Here is a 19,005-nt window from a genome sequence, read left to right as displayed (position 1 = left end):
GACGGGCGCGGGCGGGCCCCTGCCGCGCCGCGCCCGGGGTGGCCCGGGTAAGGGGATTTTGTCCGATTAGCGCGTATCGTCGGCCCATGCCCACGCCCTACGGTTCCCGCGGCGGCATGGCCTTCAGCGCTGCTGAGCTGGCTGTGCTTCGGCGCTCCCTCGCCCACGCTCTCGACTCCGGTGCCGACCGGGCCCTGACCGGCTCCGAGGTGCAGGACTGCCTGCGGCTCGCGCGCTCGGTCGACGAGGCCCTCGCGGAGGCGGAGCGGCTCAGAGCCTTCCTCCTCGCGGACCTCGGGCGGTACAGAGGGGCCCTGCCCGGCAGCCTCTCCGGGTACCTCGAACTCCTCCAGGACGCGCTCGCCGCCGGGTACCAGCCCGTGCCGGACGACCTCGCGGCGCTGCGGGCGCTGCGCGGCAACCGGGTGGCCGCCGCGCTGCTGGAGCGCTGCCGGGTGCTGGCCGAGCGCTCCGTACGGGCCAGGCTCGGCCTCGCGCCGGCCGCCGCGCCGCCCGCCCCCCGGGTGCGGCTGATGGCGCTGCCGGGCGGCGGCGACGAGAAGCCCCGCCCCGCGCCCGCGCCGAAGCCGCCGCGGCCGGACCGGCCCATCCCGACCCCGGGCGAGGTCTTCCCGCCGCGCCGCAAGCCCGCGCCCCCGGCCGAAGGCCGGGCGGCGGGGTAGCTAGGCTGAGGGCATGGACTACGTTTCCGCGCTCGTGCCCCCGTTCGTGATGGCCGCGTTCTTCATCGGCCTCATCGTGACGATCGTGAAGAGCCAGGGTGGCGCCAACAAGGCCAAGGAGGACGCGGCGGTCGACGCCGTGATCGCCCGCGCCGAGGCCACCCGGCAGACCGGCAAGTAGACCGGCGGCCGGCCCGCCGGCCGTCGGCGGACCCCGGTCCACCAGGGCGTACGACTCCTTTCGAGGCGTACGCCCATTTCGTTGCGCGAATAGCCGGGCCATTCCCGACATCTCACACTATTGTGCTGGTGTGCCTCGCCCCTTGGGAGAACTCGAAGACGCCGTCATGACCCGGGTGTGGCAGTGGAACCGCCCGGTCACCGTCCGGGAAGTGCTGGAGGATCTCCAGAAGGAACGGTCCATCGCCTACACCACGGTGATGACCGTTATGGACAATCTCCATCAGAAGGGCTGGGTGCGCCGGGAAGCCGAAGGGCGCGCCTATCGATATACCGCGGTCTCCACCCGCGCCGCCTACTCGGCCGCACTCATGAACGAGGCGTGGCAGACGAGCGACAACCCGGCGGCCGCCCTCGTCGCCTTCTTCGGCATGATGTCGCCCGAGCAGCGCGAGGCCCTGCGCGACGCCATGCGCATCGTCGAGCCCGGAGCCGAGCCCGACGCGCAGGAGGGCGGGGGTCCCCCGGAAGGGGAAGCCGGCGCACACCCCCCGCAGCCGGGGCGATAGCGTCCCTCCATGGACGCTCAGCAAGGCGATTCGCTTCCGCAGGACTTTCCCGGTGCGAATGCAAAAGCCGTAACGATCCGCCGGGCCCGTACCAGTGATGTCGCCGACGTGCGGCGACTCCTCGACCAGTACGTGGACCAGCGCATCCTCCTCGACAAAGCGCCCGTGACGCTTTACGAGGACATCCAGGAGTTCTGGGTCGCGGAACGCGAGCAGGACGGCCTCGTGGTGGGTTGCGGCGCTCTCCACGTGATGTGGGAAGACCTCGCGGAAGTCCGCACACTCGCCGTCGACCGCGAACTGAAGGGCGGCGGAGTCGGCCATCAGCTGCTCGACAAGTTGCTCCAGACCGCGCGGTGGCTCGGCGTCCGCCGGGTATTCTGCCTCACCTTCGAAGTCGACTTCTTCGCGAAGCACGGCTTCGTCGAGATCGGCGAGACACCGGTCACCCACGATGTCTACAGTGAGCTCCTCCGTTCCTATGACGAGGGTGTAGCGGAGTTCCTCGGTCTCGAACGAGTGAAGCCGAACACCTTGGGCAACAGCCGGATGCTTCTGCACCTCTGAACGATCAAGGGCTCGATCGGGCCGCCTATTACCGCCCGGGGCCCGCCTGTGGCCTATGTCCGAATCGCGCACGTTTCCCGTCGTGTTGACCTCCTGAACCTCTGCCTGGGGTTTGTGTTTTCCAGGCAAAAGCGGTTTCCTTTCCGCGTACTGCATTTTCGATGAAAGGAAATCCGGTGGCACAGAAGGTTCAGGTCCTTCTTGTCGACGACCTCGACGGTGGCGAGGCGGACGAGACCGTGACGTTCGCGCTGGACGGCAAGTCCTACGAGATCGACCTCACCACCGCCAACGCGGACAAGCTCCGGAGCCTGCTCGAGCCCTACACCAAGAGCGGACGCCGCACCGGCGGCCGTGCCGCGACCGGCCGCACCAAGGGTCGCGCCGTCGCCGCCTCCGGCAGCTCCGACACCGCCGAGATCCGTGCGTGGGCCAAGGCCAACGGCTACAACGTGAACGACCGTGGCCGCGTCCCCGCCGAGATCCGCGAGGCCTACGAGAACAAGGCCAAGGCCTGACCCGAACGGGTCCGGTCCCCCGTACGCGCCAGCCGCGCCCGGTGGCATTCCGTCGCCGCCGCGCCGACCAGCCGTACGAGGTCGGGAGCCCCCTGAGGAGCTCCCCGGCCGGTCGTCCGCCCCAGGGCTGACAGGACCGGCAGTGCCGCCTCACACCCCGGCTCCGGGGGCCGCAGCCACACGGCGGCCCCCGCAGAGTCGCCCCCCGCCCGGCCGGGGGGCCGGGGGGCGGTGATCCGGCCGCCCGCACCCAGGGCGGTCAGGTCCAGGGCGACCCCGCCCCACTCCAGCCAGTCGAGCAGGCCGTCCAGCTCGTCGGCGCTCCCCGCGGCCACCAGCAGCCGCATCCTGCGCCCCAAGAGGGCCACGGGCCCCGTCGGGACCCCGCGCCCCAGCAGCGCGTACCCCGCGTCCGCGGGCAGCTCCAGTACGTCGAACCGCACCCCGGTGAGCAGCTGGGCGGGATTCCCGCCGGCCACCGGCCACCCGAGCACCCGCTCGTACCAGTGGACGACCGGATCGGCCGCGGACTCCGGCGCGAGCGGCGCCCTGGGCGAGGGGACGGTGAGGGCCATGTACCGAGCAACTGCCGAAACGGCTCCGGGTTACGCACCGCGCACGAACCGGTGCACACCGTAAACGCCACCGGGTGGGAAACCATCGGGAGGGTGCGCAAGTGTGTTCGCCCGTAGCGGAGGGAACCGGTGTGGAGGGCATGGAGTGTCAGCCCCTGCGGGTAAGACATTCCTAGTGGATCGGGGCGACACGCTGATTTACCCGGCCCCCGTTCGCCATCGGCGTACTCAAGAGACGGGTATCTGCCTGGCCTGCGGGAACATCGTCTCCCACCATCGAGTTGGAGCAGTTGTCGGCTGAGTGAGGCTGGTTTTCCCCACCGAGTGGGGTGAGCCGTGGACGGATGTCGGCAGTTGGAATGAGCTGTCCCGCCCCGCGGGACTAGCATGCGGAAGGACAGGGCGGGGACCGACCCCGAACTGCCCGACCGCTCTGAGGAGCGAATAACGATGTTCGAGAGGTTCACCGACCGCGCGCGGCGGGTTGTCGTCCTGGCTCAGGAAGAAGCCCGGATGCTCAACCACAACTACATCGGCACCGAGCACATCCTCCTGGGTCTGATCCACGAGGGTGAGGGTGTCGCCGCTAAGGCCCTGGAGAGCCTCGGGATTTCGCTCGAGGCTGTTCGCCAGCAGGTCGAGGAGATCATCGGGCAGGGCCAGCAGGCGCCGTCCGGTCACATCCCCTTCACCCCGCGGGCGAAGAAGGTCCTGGAGCTGTCGCTCCGCGAGGCCCTCCAGCTCGGCCACAACTACATCGGCACCGAGCACATCCTGCTCGGCCTGATCCGCGAGGGCGAGGGCGTCGCCGCCCAGGTCCTCGTGAAGCTGGGCGCCGATCTGAACCGGGTCCGGCAGCAGGTCATCCAGCTGCTCTCCGGCTACCAGGGCAAGGAGACCGCCACCGCCGGCGGCCCGGCCGAGGGCACGCCCTCGACCTCGCTCGTCCTGGACCAGTTCGGCCGCAACCTCACCCAGGCGGCCCGCGAATCCAAGCTCGACCCGGTCATCGGGCGCGAGAAGGAGATCGAGCGGGTCATGCAGGTGCTGTCCCGCCGTACGAAGAACAACCCGGTCCTCATCGGCGAGCCCGGCGTCGGCAAGACCGCCGTCGTCGAGGGCCTGGCGCAGGCCATCGTCAAGGGCGAGGTGCCCGAGACCCTCAAGGACAAGCACCTCTACACCCTCGACCTGGGCGCGCTGGTCGCCGGCTCCCGCTACCGCGGTGACTTCGAGGAGCGCCTGAAGAAGGTCCTCAAGGAGATCCGCACCCGCGGCGACATCATCCTGTTCATCGACGAGCTCCACACCCTCGTGGGTGCGGGTGCCGCCGAGGGCGCGATCGACGCCGCCAGCATCCTCAAGCCGATGCTGGCCCGCGGTGAGCTCCAGACCATCGGCGCGACCACGCTCGACGAGTACCGCAAGCACCTGGAGAAGGACGCCGCGCTGGAGCGCCGCTTCCAGCCCATCCAGGTCGCGGAGCCGTCGCTGCCCCACACCATCGAGATCCTCAAGGGTCTGCGGGACCGCTACGAGGCCCACCACCGCGTCTCCATCACGGACGAGGCCCTCGTCCAGGCGGCGACGCTGGCCGACCGGTACATCTCGGACCGCTTCCTCCCGGACAAGGCGATCGACCTGATCGACGAGGCCGGCTCCCGGATGCGCATCCGCCGGATGACCGCGCCGCCGGACCTCCGCGAGTTCGACGAGAAGATCGCCGGCGTCCGCCGGGACAAGGAGTCCGCGATCGACTCGCAGGACTTCGAGAAGGCCGCTTCGCTCCGCGACAAGGAGAAGCAGCTCCTCGCGGCGAAGGCCAAGCGGGAGAAGGAGTGGAAGGCCGGCGACATGGACGTCGTCGCCGAGGTCGACGGCGAGCTGATCGCCGAGGTCCTCGCGACCGCCACCGGCATTCCGGTCTTCAAGCTGACCGAGGAGGAGTCCTCGCGTCTGCTCCGCATGGAGGACGAGCTCCACAAGCGCGTCATCGGCCAGAAGGACGCCATCAAGGCGCTCTCCCAGGCGATCCGCCGTACCCGCGCCGGTCTGAAGGACCCCAAGCGCCCGGGTGGCTCGTTCATCTTCGCCGGCCCGTCCGGTGTCGGTAAGACCGAGCTCTCCAAGACGCTCGCCGAATTCCTCTTCGGCGACGAGGACGCGCTGATCTCCCTCGACATGTCGGAGTTCAGCGAGAAGCACACGGTTTCCCGTCTCTTCGGTTCGCCCCCCGGTTACGTGGGCTACGAGGAGGGCGGCCAGCTCACCGAGAAGGTGCGCCGGAAGCCGTTCTCCGTCGTCCTCTTCGACGAGGTCGAGAAGGCGCACCCGGATATCTTCAATTCCCTGCTCCAGATCCTGGAAGACGGCCGTCTGACCGACTCCCAGGGCCGCGTGGTGGACTTCAAGAACACGGTCATCATCATGACGACCAACCTGGGTACGCGGGACATCTCGAAGGGCTTCAACCTGGGCTTCGCGGCCCAGGGCGACGTCAAGACGGGATACGAGCGCATGAAGGCCAAGGTCAACGAGGAGCTGAAGCAGCACTTCCGCCCCGAGTTCCTGAACCGTGTCGACGACACGGTGGTCTTCCACCAGCTCAGCCAGGAAGACATCATCCAGATCGTCGACCTGATGATCGCGAAGGTGGACGAGCGCCTCAAGGACCGCGACATGGGCATCGAGCTCAGCGGCGAGGCCAAGATCCTCCTGGCCAAGCGCGGCTACGACCCGATCCTGGGCGCCCGCCCGCTGCGCCGGACGATCCAGCGCGAGATCGAGGACATCCTGTCGGAGAAGATCCTCTTCGGCGAGCTGCGTCCCGGCCACATCGTGGTCGTCGGCACGGAGGGTGAGGGCGAGGAAGCCAAGTTCACCTTCCGCGGTGAGGAGAAGTCCTCCCTGCCGGACGTGCCCCCGATCGAGGCCACGGGCTCGGGCGGCGGCCCGGACCTGAGCAAGGGCGCGTAACGCACGCGTGTGAGACAACGGGGCGGCCCCGGAACCGACTGGTTCCGGGGCCGCCCCGTTTTTCGGTTCAGGCGCCGTTGTGGGTGAGCCTGATCCCCTTGGGCAGCAGCTTGGCGTGGGGGAAGGCGGCCACGGGTGTGGACAGGTGCAGGGTGGTGAGGCTGGGGAAGAGGGCAGGGATCCTCTTGACCGCAGACCTGGTGATCGAAGCGCTGTCGTTGAACGCGAGCGTGGTGACCGTGGGAACGGAGGTCGTACGCGGTGCCTTGAGCAGGGCGGAGGGGGAGAGCCTGAGGAGGTACACCTGGGGCAGCGCTTCGATCTCCCGCCAGTCCTCTTCCGAGGCCGGAGCGGCTGCCTCGTAGAGGCTCAGCACCCGGATCTGCTGGAACCAGGACAGACCCCGCAGCCCCTGGGACAGTCCCACGTTGAGATACAGCCAGAGTTCGTCCAGGGGCGCTGCCGGGTGCACCAGGTTCTTCAGGTCCCAGTCGGCGGGACTTCCGGAGAACGACAGCCGCCTCAGCTGGGCCAGGCTGCCCAGCACCCGCCGCCATTCCGGGCTGGGCGTGTTGATGTAGAGGCTTTCGAGGGCGGCGTCCTGCAAGGCGTCGAGCTGGCCCAAGGCAGGACAGCTGAGGCAGGTGAGGTGCTTGAGGTTTCTCTGCCGTGCCAGGAAGCCGAGGTCACGGAGGCCCGCGTTGCGCAGATTCAGCGACTCCAGCCGGACCCGCCTCCCGTACCGGGCGAGACCTGCGGACGACACCTGCCCGGTCACCGTGAGCTGGGTCTGGGGGGCGTGTCGCCCGAGGGCGTCGAGTTGCTCGTCCGAAGACACCTGGTAGGTCACCGGGCCGCTGGGCAGTTGGCTGATCACCCTCTGGGCGTACTCCTCGGCGTCGAACCACGGCCAGGCCTCGACGAGGTGGTTGCGCACCTGGGCCGACGCGTGATTGCAGAACCGCTCCAGGTAGTCGATGGCCTCCACCCGCCCCGTGGCAGCCGCTGCGTCCACGAGGAGGTGGGCGGTATCGGGGTCCGTCTCGTCGGGATCGGGGAGCAGCTCCAGCAGGATCGGTCCCACCGAGCCCAGTTCCTTCGCCATCGCCGCGGTCCTGGGCGGCAGGAGCGTGGCCGCCCGTTCCTGGACCGCGTCCCTGATGCGGGGGTCGAGCTCCGCCGCCTGGGGAAGGCTGGCCAGGGCGAGCAGGGTGGCCCGGGGGGTGCCGTGCTCCAGCAGGGCCTGGAAGATCTCGGTGCGCTCGCGTGGGCGGCCTTGGGCCACCGCCATGCGGATCACGTCGTTCCACTGGTCGTCGTCCGCGTGCCGCGCCAGTTCGCCGAAGCCGCCTTCGTCCAGGGCCGCCCGGGCGCCCAGGAAGTCCTGGAAGGTGCGGTGGATGAAGTCCACCCGGCCCGGGGCCGGGGTCCGCAGCAGGCCGCTGCGGAGCAGGAAGTGCTGGAAGACCTTCCGGCCGTCGCCCAGGGCCGCGACCTCCGGCAGGGAGGGCAGGGCGTCCTCGATCAGCTTCTCGGCCTGGGCCCGGTCCATCTCCGCGGCGCCATTGCGGATCAGCCAGTACGCCAGCCGCTGGAGCAGCTGGAGCTGGGCCTCCTCCCTGATCTCGGGCACCTTCAGCTGCCGCTCCCGGTCCCGGCGGCTGAGCAGCATGGACAGGGCGGCCGCGTAGAGGTCCTTGCGCCCGAAGGGCAGGAAGCCCCGCCGGTCGCGGTGCAGGGCGCAGATCAGCCCGCACATGAGCGGGTTGGTGGCCAGCCGGCCGAGGTCGCCGTTGGCCCGTACGGAGGCCAGCAGCTGGCTCTCGTACCCGGCGAGCTCGGTGTCGTCCTCCGGCTCCCCGGTCCTGGCGGCCGCATGCCAGCGCTGGATGAAGGCGGCCACGTCGGAGGGGCTCATGGGGGCCAGCGTCAGCTCGCTGAAGGACTGGTCGCGGAGCCACTCGTCGCGGACGGCCGAGGGCCGTGAGGTGACCAGCCAGCGGTTGCCCGGGTACTGGCCGACGAGGTCGGCGAGCCATTCGTGGGCCCGCACCCGGTCGGCCTCGGGGATCTCGTCGATGCCGTCGACCAGGACCAGTCCGCGCCGCTGCGACAGGACCCGGTCCTCCCAGCCCGCGGGCTGTTCCCCGGCCATCGGTGCGCCGACCGATGCCAGGAACCTGCGCGGCGAGGGCAGGCTGGTGTGGCGGGCCAGGGTGCGCAGGGGGAGTACGAAGGGGATGCGGTCCCGCACGTACATCATGCGCTCGTCGGGCACCGGCCGGGCGGCGGAGACGGCGAGCCACTGGATGAGGGTGGTCTTGCCGGAGCCGGCCTCGCCGCGCAGCAGTACCCGCTCGCGGTCGGCCAGGGCCTGGTCGGCGGGGAGGGGGCCGGAGAGCGCAACGCGCAGCTCGTATTCACCGGTATGGACGTTCAACCGCCACTGGTCCGCGGGATCCGCGTCCGCCGGGCCGGCCGTCGCCTCCAGGCTCATGTACGCCGCGTCCAGCGGCCACTTCCCCGGGGTGCGGGTGAGGTCGATGCCGAAGATCGTCAGGGTGCTGTGCTTGCGGACGACGTACTCCAGGTACCGCCGCTCGAAGGCCTCGTCGCCCGCGTCCTGGCGGGGGATGCGGGCCACCAGCTCGTCCACCTTCGCGATCAGCTCGCTCTGGCGGCGGCTCTGCTGCACCAGGGCGGCGGCGATGAAGTGGGAGCGCTGGGTGAAGAAGTGCAGGACGTGCAGACAGGTGAGGTCCAGCAGCCGGGTGTAGAAGTACCCGGCCTGTTCGGAGAGGCCGAGGTACGGGGCCCGGTCGCGCAGCCGGCGGGCGAGCTCCTCGTGGCCGAGCTCGACGGCCTGCGCGTCCGTGAGCTCCAGGCCGGGCAGGCCGCTGAGGGTGGCGGCCAGGGCCGCGGCCACGCCGGCCTCCTCGCCGGGCGGGAGGGGGCGTTCGCCGGGGGCCCGTAAGCCCGCCTCGACCAGCTCGCGGGCGATCCGGTCGAAGTCCTGAGGGGTGAGCCTGCGTTTCTCCTTGAAGGAGAAGTACGCCGAGACGCGGACCGGCTGGTTCGCGAGGGCGGCTCCGGGTCCCTCCGAGATGCGGAAGAACCTGCCGACGATCGGGCCGATGACACCGGATGCGAGGCGCATGCCTGCCTGGGCGAGAGGGTCCACGACGCGAGAGCGTAGTGGCGCGTTGCAGGTCTTTGGTCCCGAAACGGACATCCGATGGTCCCTGAACGGTGACAAGCCGCACAGGGGATCAAAGGCGTACTAGATGCTCTAGTAGATCAAATCGCCCATTCCGAAAAGGTTTAAGCCCAGGACAGGGGCCGTCAACGGGTCCGAATTCCCGCGGGCCGAGTACGAGGTTCGGTAGTAAATGGGGGGTTTGAGTGAACTGTCGGGGTCTTGTTACCAAGGATGAGCCAGCCCGGCCGATGCGCCGGGTTGCTTCGTGCCCGAGCAGTTCCCAGACCCCGGAGGTCCGCCCGTATGTCGAAGAGCGCCGCCACCCACCGCGTCCGTCAGTCCGCCTTCCGCACCCGCAGCACGGTCGTCGCCGCGGGCCTGGGAGCGCTGATGGTGTTCGGGGCCGGGCACGCCGCCTTCGCCGCCGGAACCACGGACGTCTCCACCGCCCTGTCCGCCCCGGCCCAGCTGGTCTCCGAGCAGGCCGCCGCCCAGGCGAAGGCCGCGCAGCAGGCCTCGAAGACCGCCGCGCAGGCCAAGGCCGCCGCGAAGGCCGCCGCCGCGAAGAAGGCCGCCGGCTGGACCAACCCCGTCGAGAACTACGTCGTGTCCGCCACCTACGGCAAGGGCGGCTCGATGTGGGCCCGCAAGCACTCCGGCCAGGACTTCGCCGTCCCGACCGGCACCCCGGTCAAGGCCGTGCACAAGGGCGTCGTCGTCAAGGCCGGCCCCAACGGCGCCGGTGACGGCCCCGCCTACGGCAACGCGATCGTGATCAAGCACGCGAACAACACGTACTCCCAGTACGCGCACCTCTCGAAGGTCCAGGTCCGCGTCGGCCAGACCGTCTCCACCGACCAGCGGATCGGCCTCTCCGGCAACACGGGCAACTCCAGCGGCCCGCACCTGCACTTCGAGATCCGCACCACGCCGAACTACGGTTCCGCGATCAACCCGGTCACCTTCCTCGCCAAGGCGGGCGTGAAGATCTGACCGAGCTGCTCCCTCAGGCCTGGTGGTGGGCCTGGGTGATCAGATCGACGGCGACTTCGAGGGCGGCCCGGCGGGTCTCCTCGGAGTCGCCCTTCTCGATGTGCTGCATGAACATCATCCCGGCGTGCAGGGTGAACAGCGCACTGACGCAGCGCACCTGGTCCACGGTCGGGGCGTCGGGCTGGCGCAGCAGCTCGACCATCTCGAACATCCGCCGCTTCACGGTCTCGCCGATGCTCAGCTCCCGCAGCGAGGCCTGGTTCTCCTGCATGAAGCGGTACAGCTGGGACCCGGTGCAGAGCGCGTCGCTGTAGCGGCGCAGCAGCTCCCGCTTGGTCTCCAGGGTGCGCGGCTGCTCGCCGGCCCAGGCGATCAGCTCGTCGATGGGCCTGGTCAGGTCCTCGAAGATGCTGATCAGGATCTCTTCCTTGGTCTTGAAGTGGTAGTAGAGCGCCGCCTTCGTGACCTCCAGCCGCTCCGCGATCTCCCGGAGCGACGTCTTCTCGTAGCCCTGCTCGGCGAAGAGCTCCAGCGCGACGTCCTGGATGCGCTGGCGCGTGTTGCCGCGGCGCTGCTGCGGAGTGCTGGACATGTCTCTCCCGATACTTACTTGACGCCCGGCTAGTTAGGGGTCTACTTTTCCCCAGTGTAGTGAACTTGCCGGTCGGCAAGTAAGTACCAGGGGAGTGGCCATGAGCGATGTTCCAGTGAAAACCGAGTCGGGGGCGGCGGCGACGGCCGTGGAAGACGCTCCCAAGCCACGCAGCGTGCGCGTGGTCCTGATGGCCCTGATGATCGCGATGCTGCTCGCGATGCTCGACAACATGATCATCGGCACCGCGATGCCGACCATCGTCGGTGAGCTCGGCGGCCTGGAGCACCTCTCCTGGGTCGTCACCGCGTACACGCTGGCCACCGCCGCCTCCACCCCCATCTGGGGCAAGCTCGGCGACATGTACGGCCGCAAGGGCTCCTTCCTCGCCTCGATCGTGATCTTCCTGGTGGGCTCGGTGCTCAGCGGCATGGCCCAGGACATGGGCCAGCTCATCGGCTTCCGCGCCATCCAGGGTCTGGGCGCCGGCGGTCTGATGGTCGGTGTCATGGCGATCATCGGCGACCTCATCCCCCCGCGGGAGCGCGGCAAGTACCAGGGCATGATGGCCGGCGTCATGGCACTCGCCATGATCGGCGGCCCGCTGGTCGGCGGCACCATCACCGACCACATGGGCTGGCGCTGGTCCTTCTACATCAACCTGCCGCTGGGCGCCGTGGCGCTCGCCATGGTGACGGCGGTGCTGCACCTGCCGAAGCAGACCGTCAAGAGCAAGATCGACTACCTGGGCGCGGCGCTGCTGACCGTCGCCATCACCTCGACCGTGCTCGTCACCACCTGGGGCGGCACCGAGTACGCCTGGGGCTCCGCCGAGGTCCTCGGCCTGATCGCCGTCGGCGTCGTGTCCACCGCGGCCTTCCTGTACTCGCAGACCCGTGCGGCCGAGCCGGTCATGCCGCTGCACATCTTCCGCAGCCGCAACTTCACGCTGATGTCCGTGATCGGCTTCCTGACCGGCTTCGCGATGTTCGGCGGCGTCCTCTACCTGCCGCTGTTCCAGCAGTCCGTGCAGGGCGCCTCCGCCACCAACTCGGGCCTGCTGCTCCTGCCGATGCTGCTGTCGATGATGGTGGTCTCGCTGATCGCGGGCCGCGTCACCACCAACAGCGGCAAGTACAAGGTCTTCCCGATCGCCGGCGGCGCGCTGATGGTCGTGGGCCTGTTCCTGCTCGCGCAGATGGACACCGGCACCTCCCGCCTCGTCTCGGGCGTCTACATGGCGGTGCTCGGCGCCGGGCTCGGCTTCCTGATGCAGATCACCATGCTCGTCGCCCAGAACAGCGTCGAGATGAAGGACATGGGCGTGGCCTCGTCGTCCGCCACCCTCTTCCGCACGCTGGGCGGTTCCTTCGGCGTCGCGCTGATGGGCTCGCTGTTCACCACCCGTGTCCAGGACACCATGACCGAGCGCCTGGGTGCCGCCGGTGCGGGTGCGACGGGCGGCTCCGCGCAGCTCGACGCCGCCAGCCTGGCCAAGCTGCCGGACGCGGTCCGCGAGGCCTACCAGCACGCGGTCGCCGCGGGTACGCACTCCGCGTTCCTGCTCGGCGCGGCCATCGCGGTGATCGGCTTCGTCACCGCCTGGTTCGTCAAGGAGGTCCCGCTCCGCGGTGCCGGCCCGGACAAGGCCGCCCCCGCCGAGGCCGCCGACCTGGCGAAGCAGCCGGTCGCGCACTGAGCCGACCGACCGGCTCCCCGGTTCACCTCCCCTGGTGAGACGGCCCCCGGTGCCCTTCCTCGGGCACCGGGGGCCGTTCACGTCGTACGCCCCGGCGGGCGGCCCGCCGTACCCGGCCCCCCCCGTGCGCACCCGGCCCGCCCCCCGTACGTACCGGGCCCACCCCGGTACGTACGGGGGAGACCAGCCGGTCGCCCCGCCGCCGCTACTCCGGCAGCCGGACCACCGGAAAACTGCCGGTGGAGGTCGGCGCGTGCTCCGGGAGCCACAGCACCGCCACCGCGCCGGCGCTCGCGCCCTCCCGCTCGATCCCGCCCGGCGCCGCCACGTTCCGGAACGTCAGCCGGGCGCCCAGCACCCGCGCCTGCCCCGCGGCGATGGTCAGCCCCAGCCCGTGCCCCACGCCCGCACGGTCGGAGGAGCCGGTACGGAACCGGCTCGGGCCCTCCTTGAGCAGCGCCTCCGGGAAGCCGGGCCCGTGGTCCCGGACCCGGATCACCCGGCCCTCCACGTCGACCTCCACCGGAGGCTTGCCGTACCGCGTCGCGTTGGCCAGCAGGTTTCCCAGGATCCGCTCCAGGCGCCGCGGATCGGTGGCCACTATCTCGTCGGCCACGACCCGCACCCGCGCGTCCGGCATGACCACCGAGACCCGCCGCCGCACGAACTCGCCCAGCGCCACGTCCTGGAGCTCCGCCCGCTCGGAGGCGCTGTCCAGCCGGGCCACCTCCAGCACGTCCTCGACCAGCACCCGCATCGCCTGGGCCCGGTCGCGGACCAGCTCCGTCGGACGGCCGGGCGGCAGCAGTTCGGCCGCCGTCAGCAGCCCCGTGACCGGGGTGCGCAGCTCGTGCGCGATGTCGGCGGTGACCCGGCGCTCGGCCTCCAGCCGCTGCTGGAGGGCGTCGGCCATGGCGTCCACCGCCCGCGCGAGGTCGTCGGTCTCGTCCCGTACGACACCGCCCACCGCGTCGCGCACCCGTACGCCGGGCTGCCCCTGGGCGACCTTGCCCGCGGCGGCCGCGGCCTTGCGCAGCCGGCGCGAGATCTGCCCGCCGATGAGCACGCCGAGCGCCGACCCGGCCACCACCACGGCGACCGAGCCGACCACCAGGGCCTCGTCGAGGGCCCGCAGCAGGTTGGCGTTCTCCTGGAAGGAGTTGTGCAGCGACAGCACCTGCCCGTTGCCGAGCGGCACCGCGGCCCACACCTCCGGGGCGGCCCCGCCACCGTGCTCCTGCACGTACGAGCCGCGCCGCCCGGAGCGCACCTTGTCGCGCAGCTCGCGCGGCAGGTCCGGGTCGTCGATCTTGGCGCCGAGCGGGGTCTTCTTCACGACCTCCGCGTTCTTCGCGATGAACTGCACCCGCTCCATCTGGACCTCGCGGGCGCTCTGCAGCATCGAGACGCGGGCGGCGTTGTGCACCACCAGGCTGAGCGCTATCGCGATCAGCGCGCCCACGGCGGCGATGGCGAAGCTGATCTTCCAGCGGATTCCCGTGCGCAGCGTGAACCGCTTCATCCTGTGAGCTCCGGGCAGGACGCGGGAAGGGGCGCCTGGCAGGACGCGAGCTCTGTGTGCCCCCTCATGCCTTCAGCTTGTATCCGAATCCCCGGACCGTCTCGATCCGGTCCTGGCCGATCTTCGTGCGCAGCCGCTGGACGTGGACGTCCACCACGCGGGTGTCGCCGCCCCAGTCGTAGTCCCAGACCCGCTCCAGCAGCCGGTCGCGGGAGAGCACGGTGCCGGGCGCGGTGGAGAACTCCAGCAGGAGCCGCATCTCGGTGGGGGTCAGGGCCACGGGCTCGCCGCCGCGGTGGACCTCCATGCCCTCCGTGTCGACCTCCAGGTCGCCGAAGGACAGGACGCCGCGCTCGCCGGCCGGCTCCTCCTCGGCCGCGCCGCCGACGCCGCCGGCGTGCCCGAAGCGGCGCAGCACCGCGCGGATCCGCGCGACCAGCACCGCGCCGTCGAAGGGCTTGGTGACGTAGTCGTCCGCGCCCGCTTCGAGGCCCAGCACCACGTCGATGGAGTCGGCGCGCGCCGACAGCATGATCACGGGCACGGTGGACTCGTCACGGATCCGGCGGCACAGGCTCACGCCGTCCATGCCGGGGACCATCACGTCGAGGAGCGCGATGTCGGGGCGCTTCTCCCGGAACGACTCCAGGCCCGCCAGGCCGTCGGGCTGGGCGGTCACGACGAAGCCGTCGCGCTCCAGCGCGAGGGTCGTGGCCTCGCGGATGACGTCGTCGTCCTCCACGAAAAGCACATGGGTCTCGGCCATCCGCTGCACTCAGCCCTTCGACGTGACGGCCGGGGCGGGCTGTCCGCCGCCGTCGGCCGTGTTGCTGAAATCCGTGTGCACCCGGTCGTGCACGGTGAACTTGTCGCCCATCCAGCGGTACGTGAGCACGTCCTGCCCGGACGGGTAGGCGATGGAGTCGCCCTTGCCGTAGACCTCGCGGGTCAGCACGAGGTCTCCCCGGTCGATCTCGGCGTAGACCGGAGGCATCTCGTCGGCGAAGACATTCTGGTACTTGTCGCCCTCCAGGCGGTACACGAAGGAGCCCACCCCCACCGCGTCGGCGCAGGACAGCACGTTGACGATCACGTCGTCCGAGGTGTTCCCGGTGACCTTGCCGTAGGTGACGTCCACCGGGAACTGCTTGCCCACGCACGGCTTCAGGTCCTGCTTGAGCTGCGCGCTCACCTTCGGGTCCGCCTTCAGCAGCGCGACCGCGTCGACCTTCTTCACCGGCGGCGACCCGCCGGACGAGCGCGGCGTCGGAGCGGCCTTCGCCACCGACTCCGTACTGGCCGGACCCTCGTCCTTCAGGCCGGTGCCCCCCGAGGTGCAGCCGACCACGAACAGCACTGAGCCGGCGAGGACGATCGTCCCCGCCGACATCAGCGCGAAGGAGCCCCGTCGTTCGAGGCTTCTGCCACTCAGGCCGCGCAACGCTCCCGCCCCTCGCTCCGCACGTAGTGGTCACCGCGTTCCAGGGCGCGCATGTCGAGGTTGCGGCTCTCCAGCTCCTGGCGGAGCCGCGCCAGCGCCCGGTGCAGTGTGCTCTTCACGGTTCCCGCAGACATCCCGAGCGCCGCGGCCGTCTCCTCGGTGCTCATCTGCTCCCAGTGTCGCAGCACCACGACACTGCGCTGCTTGGGCGCGAGCACCTTGAGGACGTCCATCAGCAGGGCGCGGTCCGCGCGCTGCTCGGCGCCGTCCTCCACGCTCGCGTCGGGCAGCTGCTCGGTCGGGACCTCTTCGAGCTTGCGCGCCCGCCACCACTCGGTCCGGGTGTTGATCATGACGCGGCGCAGGTACGCGTCCGCCAGGGACTTGTCCGCGATCCCGTCCCAGCGCCCGTACGTGCGGACCAGCGCGGTCTGCAGCAGGTCCTGCGCGTCGGTCGGGTCCGGAACCAGGCGGCGCGCGCTCCGCAGCAGCGCGTCCTGGCGGGTACGTACGTACTCTTCGAACTCGAGTACCTCGCCGTGCGCCATCTCAGACCGCCTCCGTTCCGTTCCGTCCGTCTCCCCGTGCTTACGGATTCGAAGTTACGGACGGGTTGTCACGAGGCTGTGCGGTCCAGACCTCGGTGGGCGCACGGAAAGCCATAGGTTGTGTAACAGCCCTCTGAGCTGGGCTTTCCCCGGATGGGCGGAGGATTTCCTTCCGGTTCGGCTTCCCGCAGGTCAGGTCAGCGGCAGCCGGTACGCGCCGCCGTCCAGCGGCTCCACGAGCCCGTCGGCGACCAGTCCGTCGAGCGCGCGGGCCCGTTGCACGGGTTCGTCCCAGACCGCGTCGAGCGCGGCCTGCGGCACCGGCCCGACCGCCTCGCGCAGCACCGCGAGGAGCTTGCCGCGCACCTGCCGGTCGGTCCCGGCGTACGTCTGGCCGCGCCGCGGCGGTCCCTGGTGCTCGGGCTTGCCGGCCAGCCGCCAGGCGCAGCTCGCCGCGATCGGGCAGCGCGGGCAGGCCGGGCTCTTCGCGGTGCACACCAGCGCGCCGAGCTCCATGGAGGCCGCCGCCCAGGCCGCGGCCGTGGGCTCGTCCCCGGGCAGCAGGGCGCGGGCGAGCCGGCGTTCGGCGGCCGTCGTGGCGTTGGGCGGGTACTCGGTGCCCGTCACGGCCCGGGCGAAGACCCGCCGGACGTTGGTGTCGAGCACCGGGTGGCGCTGCCCGTACGCGAAGGAGGCCACGGCGGCCGCGGTGTACTCGCCGATGCCGGGCAGGGCGAGCAGCTGGGCGTGGTCGCGCGGTACGTCGCCCCCGTGCCGCTCCGTTATGGCGACGGCCGCACCGTGCAGGCGCAGCGCGCGGCGCGGGTAGCCGAGCCGTCCCCAGGCGCGGACGGCCTCGCCGGGAGCCTCGGCGGCCAGGTCGGCCGGGCGGGGCCAGCGGGCCAGCCACTGCTCGTACACCGGGAGGACCCGGGCCACGGGGGTCTGCTGGAGCATGAACTCGCTGACCATCACGCCCCAGGGACCGGCCTCGGGATGCCGCCAGGGCAGGTCGCGGGCGTTGTCCTCGAACCAGTCGATGACGGGGGCGTGCAGGGTGTCCGGTGCGAAGGGCAGGTCCGCGGCGGCGGAGCCGCCGGCCGCCGGGGGCACGGGAACGGAACCGGGGGAGGAGGCGGTGATGGCAGTCATGGCATTCCGCATCCTGGCACGTTTCAGGGGCGTCCCGCCGGGCCCGCGCCAGTGATCCAGACAGCCGCCGGGCGTCCGGAGGAGCGTACGGAGGCCACCACCCGGGTCATCGGGACGGCCGCCACGGCCATCAGCAGGGCCGCCGCGGAGCCGCCGAAGAGCAGGCCCATGGCCACGTCGTGCGGGTAGTGGACGCCGACGAACACCCGGGAGAAGGCCATCAGGAGTGCCATCGGGACGGTCAGCAGGGCCAGCCGCGGGACGACCACCGCCAGGGCGATCGCGGCGGCGCCGGCTATCGCGGAGTGGTTGCTGGGAAAGGACCAGTCGCCGTACGGCGGGCAGCTGATGAGAGGGCTCCCCGCCCCCGCCACCGCCCGGCAGGGACGTTCCTCCTGGACCACCGACTTGAGCAGTTCCGAGACCACGTACGCGGCCGCCGTCGCCAGCGGTGCGAGCACGGCGAGCGCCTGCGCGCGGTGGTCCAGCGGCCGGGCGCGCCACCACAGGGCGACGAAGAGCAGCCCGAAGAGGACGATGCCGGCCTCGGTCCACAGCTCGGCGACCGACTGCACCCAGCCGGGGGTTGAACGCGCGAAGTCCGTGACGTCGCGGTAGAGGTCGGAGGTGTCCATGGTCACCGACAGTACGCAAATCCGATGGACGCCCGCATCCGACCGTTGACCGGTTTTTTACGTTCCGCTTTCCGACCGCAGGATGATGATCGCCAAAACACCGTGTGCGTGCGGCGGGTGGGACGCGGATCGGGACCGGATCTCTCGTAAAGTTCGCTCCGTGGGATCTCTGCGCAATCCGGTCGGGCCGCTCCCCTCCTCCATCTACTGGCGACGGAGGGCCGTTCTGGCGTCCGTCGTCGCGCTCCTCGCCATCATCGCCACATGGGCCGTCAGCTCCGGTTCCCACAAGGCGAGTACGGACGCGAAGGGCCCCAACGGCACCCGTACCAACGACCCGATCACCCCGGGGCCGAACCCGTCCGGTTCGGCGATCAGTCAGTACCCGGGCGGCCGCGGCGAGTCGGGCGGCAGCGGCTCCGGCGACACCGGGAGCGACCAGACCGGATCGGACCCCGGTACGGACCCGGGCACCGGCACCGACGAGGGCGCCGGCAAGAACGGCGACCCGGGAGTCGGCGGCCCCGGCGGCGGCGCGGTCCAGGTCCCGGCCGCCTCCCCGCTCCCCAACTGCGCCCCCGGCGCCGTCCGGTGGAGCGTGCGCAGCGTGAAGAACGCGTACGAGCCCACCGAGCGCCCGCGGTTCGAGCTGGTCGCCGACAACACCTCGGGCACCACCTGCAAGGTCGACCTCGGCCCGAAGCACGCGGTCCTCACCATCACGAAGGCCGGCGACGACAAGGCCCTCTGGTCCTCCGCGGACTGCCCCAGCGGGGCGGGGAACGCCTACTTCCGGGTGCCCGCGAAGGCCGGCATCACGCACGCGGTGGAATGGGACCGCAAGGGCAGCGACGCCGCCGCCTGCGCGTCACCGCCGCAGGGCGCGGCCGAGGCCGGCACCTACCTGGTCGAGGTCAAGGCCCCGGGCCTGCCGGTCATCCAGACCTCGTTCGTCCTGGAGAAGGACTGACGGGACCGGACGGCACCCCGGACCGCCGGGGGAGCGAACGCAACGCGGCCGGCCCCGTCCGGGGCCGGCCGCGCGGTCGTCTTCGGGGGGCCTAGGCCCTGTCTTTCGGATCAGGTCGGATCAGGGAGCGGGGTCTGGTGCGTGCGATCGCAAGGCGGAGGAGGAAGTCAACGCGGAGCGTTGGCG

18 protein-coding genes are annotated in these 19,005 nt (G+C 70.8%); 9 read left to right on the top strand and 9 right to left on the bottom strand.

Annotation, left to right across the window (positions count from 1 at the left end; all coding sequences use genetic code 11):
- The first annotated feature begins 86 nt into the window (after positions 1-86).
- The 5 genes from ACIQUR_RS15420 to ACIQUR_RS15400 all read left to right on the top strand — a co-directional run bounded on the left by ACIQUR_RS15420 (position 87) and on the right by ACIQUR_RS15400 (position 2,517).
- Entirely contained in the window at positions 87-683 is a 597-nt protein-coding gene (locus ACIQUR_RS15420) for a hypothetical protein (protein WP_403664048.1), read from the top strand.
- Between the two features lie 13 nt (positions 684-696).
- The gene (locus tag ACIQUR_RS15415) at positions 697-864 is read left to right on the top strand and encodes a hypothetical protein (RefSeq protein WP_399946654.1); all 168 of its coding nucleotides are present in this window, start codon (positions 697-699) and stop codon (positions 862-864) included.
- Positions 865-994: 130 nt separating this feature from the next.
- Positions 995-1,432, top strand: a complete 438-nt coding sequence (locus ACIQUR_RS15410) for a BlaI/MecI/CopY family transcriptional regulator (protein ID WP_403664044.1) — start codon at positions 995-997, stop codon at positions 1,430-1,432.
- Between the two features lie 9 nt (positions 1,433-1,441).
- Positions 1,442-1,999: an amino-acid N-acetyltransferase gene (locus ACIQUR_RS15405; RefSeq protein ID WP_403664041.1), complete on the top strand. Its 558-nt coding sequence runs from the start codon at positions 1,442-1,444 to the stop codon at positions 1,997-1,999.
- Between the two features lie 176 nt (positions 2,000-2,175).
- Positions 2,176-2,517, top strand: a complete 342-nt coding sequence (locus tag ACIQUR_RS15400) for an Lsr2 family protein (protein WP_403664038.1) — start codon at positions 2,176-2,178, stop codon at positions 2,515-2,517.
- Here ACIQUR_RS15400 and ACIQUR_RS15395 read toward each other — a convergent pair.
- Positions 2,493-3,092, bottom strand: a complete 600-nt coding sequence (locus ACIQUR_RS15395) for an SCO3374 family protein (protein ID WP_403664035.1) — start codon at positions 3,090-3,092, stop codon at positions 2,493-2,495. The two genes, ACIQUR_RS15400 and ACIQUR_RS15395, sit on opposite strands and share 25 nt — an antisense overlap.
- Before the next feature lie 450 nt (positions 3,093-3,542).
- Between ACIQUR_RS15395 and ACIQUR_RS15390 the strand changes: the two genes are divergently transcribed.
- Positions 3,543-6,068 (top strand): ATP-dependent Clp protease ATP-binding subunit, encoded by a 2,526-nt coding sequence (locus ACIQUR_RS15390; protein WP_403664032.1) that lies wholly within the window; start codon positions 3,543-3,545, stop codon positions 6,066-6,068.
- A 67-nt stretch (positions 6,069-6,135) separates the two neighbouring features.
- On the opposite strand, the gene ACIQUR_RS15385 is transcribed toward ACIQUR_RS15390, so the two are convergent.
- On the bottom strand, positions 6,136-9,249 hold the full coding sequence (locus ACIQUR_RS15385; protein WP_403664029.1) for an NACHT domain-containing protein: 3,114 nt from the start codon (positions 9,247-9,249) through the stop codon (positions 6,136-6,138).
- Between the two features lie 321 nt (positions 9,250-9,570).
- On the opposite strand from ACIQUR_RS15385, the gene ACIQUR_RS15380 reads away from it, so the two are divergent.
- Positions 9,571-10,260 (top strand): M23 family metallopeptidase, encoded by a 690-nt coding sequence (locus tag ACIQUR_RS15380; protein WP_403664026.1) that lies wholly within the window; start codon positions 9,571-9,573, stop codon positions 10,258-10,260.
- 13 nt (positions 10,261-10,273) lie between these two features.
- Here the strand turns inward: ACIQUR_RS15380 and ACIQUR_RS15375 are convergent, their stop codons facing one another.
- Complete coding sequence (locus tag ACIQUR_RS15375) at positions 10,274-10,852, bottom strand: TetR/AcrR family transcriptional regulator (RefSeq protein WP_403664023.1); 579 nt, start codon at positions 10,850-10,852, stop codon at positions 10,274-10,276.
- Between the two features lie 100 nt (positions 10,853-10,952).
- Between ACIQUR_RS15375 and ACIQUR_RS15370 the strand changes: the two genes are divergently transcribed.
- On the top strand, positions 10,953-12,551 hold the full coding sequence (locus tag ACIQUR_RS15370; protein ID WP_403664020.1) for an MDR family MFS transporter: 1,599 nt from the start codon (positions 10,953-10,955) through the stop codon (positions 12,549-12,551).
- A gap of 205 nt (positions 12,552-12,756) precedes the next feature.
- Here the strand turns inward: ACIQUR_RS15370 and cseC are convergent, their stop codons facing one another.
- The 6 genes from cseC to ACIQUR_RS15340 form a co-directional block, all read right to left on the bottom strand.
- Positions 12,757-14,073: a two-component system sensor histidine kinase CseC gene (gene cseC / locus ACIQUR_RS15365; protein WP_403664017.1), complete on the bottom strand. Its 1,317-nt coding sequence runs from the start codon at positions 14,071-14,073 to the stop codon at positions 12,757-12,759.
- A 64-nt stretch (positions 14,074-14,137) separates the two neighbouring features.
- Positions 14,138-14,839, bottom strand: a complete 702-nt coding sequence (cseB, locus tag ACIQUR_RS15360) for a two-component system response regulator CseB (protein ID WP_403664014.1) — start codon at positions 14,837-14,839, stop codon at positions 14,138-14,140.
- Positions 14,840-14,848: 9 nt separating this feature from the next.
- A complete protein-coding gene (locus ACIQUR_RS15355) occupies positions 14,849-15,514 on the bottom strand; it encodes a hypothetical protein (RefSeq protein ID WP_403664011.1) in 666 nt (221 codons plus the stop codon).
- Complete coding sequence (locus ACIQUR_RS15350) at positions 15,502-16,062, bottom strand: SigE family RNA polymerase sigma factor (protein WP_403664008.1); 561 nt, start codon at positions 16,060-16,062, stop codon at positions 15,502-15,504. Before ACIQUR_RS15350 ends, ACIQUR_RS15355 begins: the two co-directional genes overlap by 13 nt.
- 192 nt (positions 16,063-16,254) lie before the next feature.
- Positions 16,255-17,214: an A/G-specific adenine glycosylase gene (locus tag ACIQUR_RS15345; protein ID WP_403664005.1), complete on the bottom strand. Its 960-nt coding sequence runs from the start codon at positions 17,212-17,214 to the stop codon at positions 16,255-16,257.
- Between the two features lie 23 nt (positions 17,215-17,237).
- Entirely contained in the window at positions 17,238-17,849 is a 612-nt protein-coding gene (locus tag ACIQUR_RS15340; RefSeq protein ID WP_403664002.1) for a phosphatase PAP2 family protein, read from the bottom strand.
- A 160-nt stretch (positions 17,850-18,009) separates the two neighbouring features.
- On the opposite strand from ACIQUR_RS15340, the gene ACIQUR_RS15335 reads away from it, so the two are divergent.
- A complete protein-coding gene (locus ACIQUR_RS15335) occupies positions 18,010-18,819 on the top strand; it encodes a hypothetical protein (protein ID WP_403664000.1) in 810 nt (269 codons plus the stop codon).
- Positions 18,820-19,005: the final 186 nt, after the last annotated feature.

Source organism: Streptomyces sp. NPDC101132, from assembly GCF_044759225.1.
Taxonomy (GTDB): domain Bacteria; phylum Actinomycetota; class Actinomycetes; order Streptomycetales; family Streptomycetaceae; genus Streptomyces.
This window is presented reverse-complemented; position numbering and strand designations above follow the sequence as displayed.

Excerpts from the sequence above, each read along its gene's own strand:
- ACIQUR_RS15375 (WP_403664023.1), bottom strand. The coding sequence starts at position 10,852 with ATGTCCAGCACTCCGCAGCAGCGCCGCGGCAACACGCGCCAGCGCATC.
- ACIQUR_RS15395 (WP_403664035.1), bottom strand. The coding sequence starts at position 3,092 with ATGGCCCTCACCGTCCCCTCGCCCAGGGCGCCGCTCGCGCCGGAGTCC.
- cseC (WP_403664017.1), bottom strand. The coding sequence starts at position 14,073 with ATGAAGCGGTTCACGCTGCGCACGGGAATCCGCTGGAAGATCAGCTTC.
- ACIQUR_RS15390 (WP_403664032.1), top strand. The coding sequence starts at position 3,543 with ATGTTCGAGAGGTTCACCGACCGCGCGCGGCGGGTTGTCGTCCTGGCT.
- ACIQUR_RS15380 (WP_403664026.1), top strand. The coding sequence starts at position 9,571 with ATGTCGAAGAGCGCCGCCACCCACCGCGTCCGTCAGTCCGCCTTCCGC.
- ACIQUR_RS15345 (WP_403664005.1), bottom strand. The coding sequence starts at position 17,214 with ATGACTGCCATCACCGCCTCCTCCCCCGGTTCCGTTCCCGTGCCCCCG.
- ACIQUR_RS15350 (WP_403664008.1), bottom strand. The coding sequence starts at position 16,062 with ATGGCGCACGGCGAGGTACTCGAGTTCGAAGAGTACGTACGTACCCGC.
- ACIQUR_RS15420 (WP_403664048.1), top strand. The coding sequence starts at position 87 with ATGCCCACGCCCTACGGTTCCCGCGGCGGCATGGCCTTCAGCGCTGCT.
- ACIQUR_RS15340 (WP_403664002.1), bottom strand. The coding sequence starts at position 17,849 with ATGGACACCTCCGACCTCTACCGCGACGTCACGGACTTCGCGCGTTCA.
- cseB (WP_403664014.1), bottom strand. The coding sequence starts at position 14,839 with ATGGCCGAGACCCATGTGCTTTTCGTGGAGGACGACGACGTCATCCGC.
- ACIQUR_RS15370 (WP_403664020.1), top strand. The coding sequence starts at position 10,953 with ATGAGCGATGTTCCAGTGAAAACCGAGTCGGGGGCGGCGGCGACGGCC.
- ACIQUR_RS15415 (WP_399946654.1), top strand. The coding sequence starts at position 697 with ATGGACTACGTTTCCGCGCTCGTGCCCCCGTTCGTGATGGCCGCGTTC.
- ACIQUR_RS15405 (WP_403664041.1), top strand. The coding sequence starts at position 1,442 with ATGGACGCTCAGCAAGGCGATTCGCTTCCGCAGGACTTTCCCGGTGCG.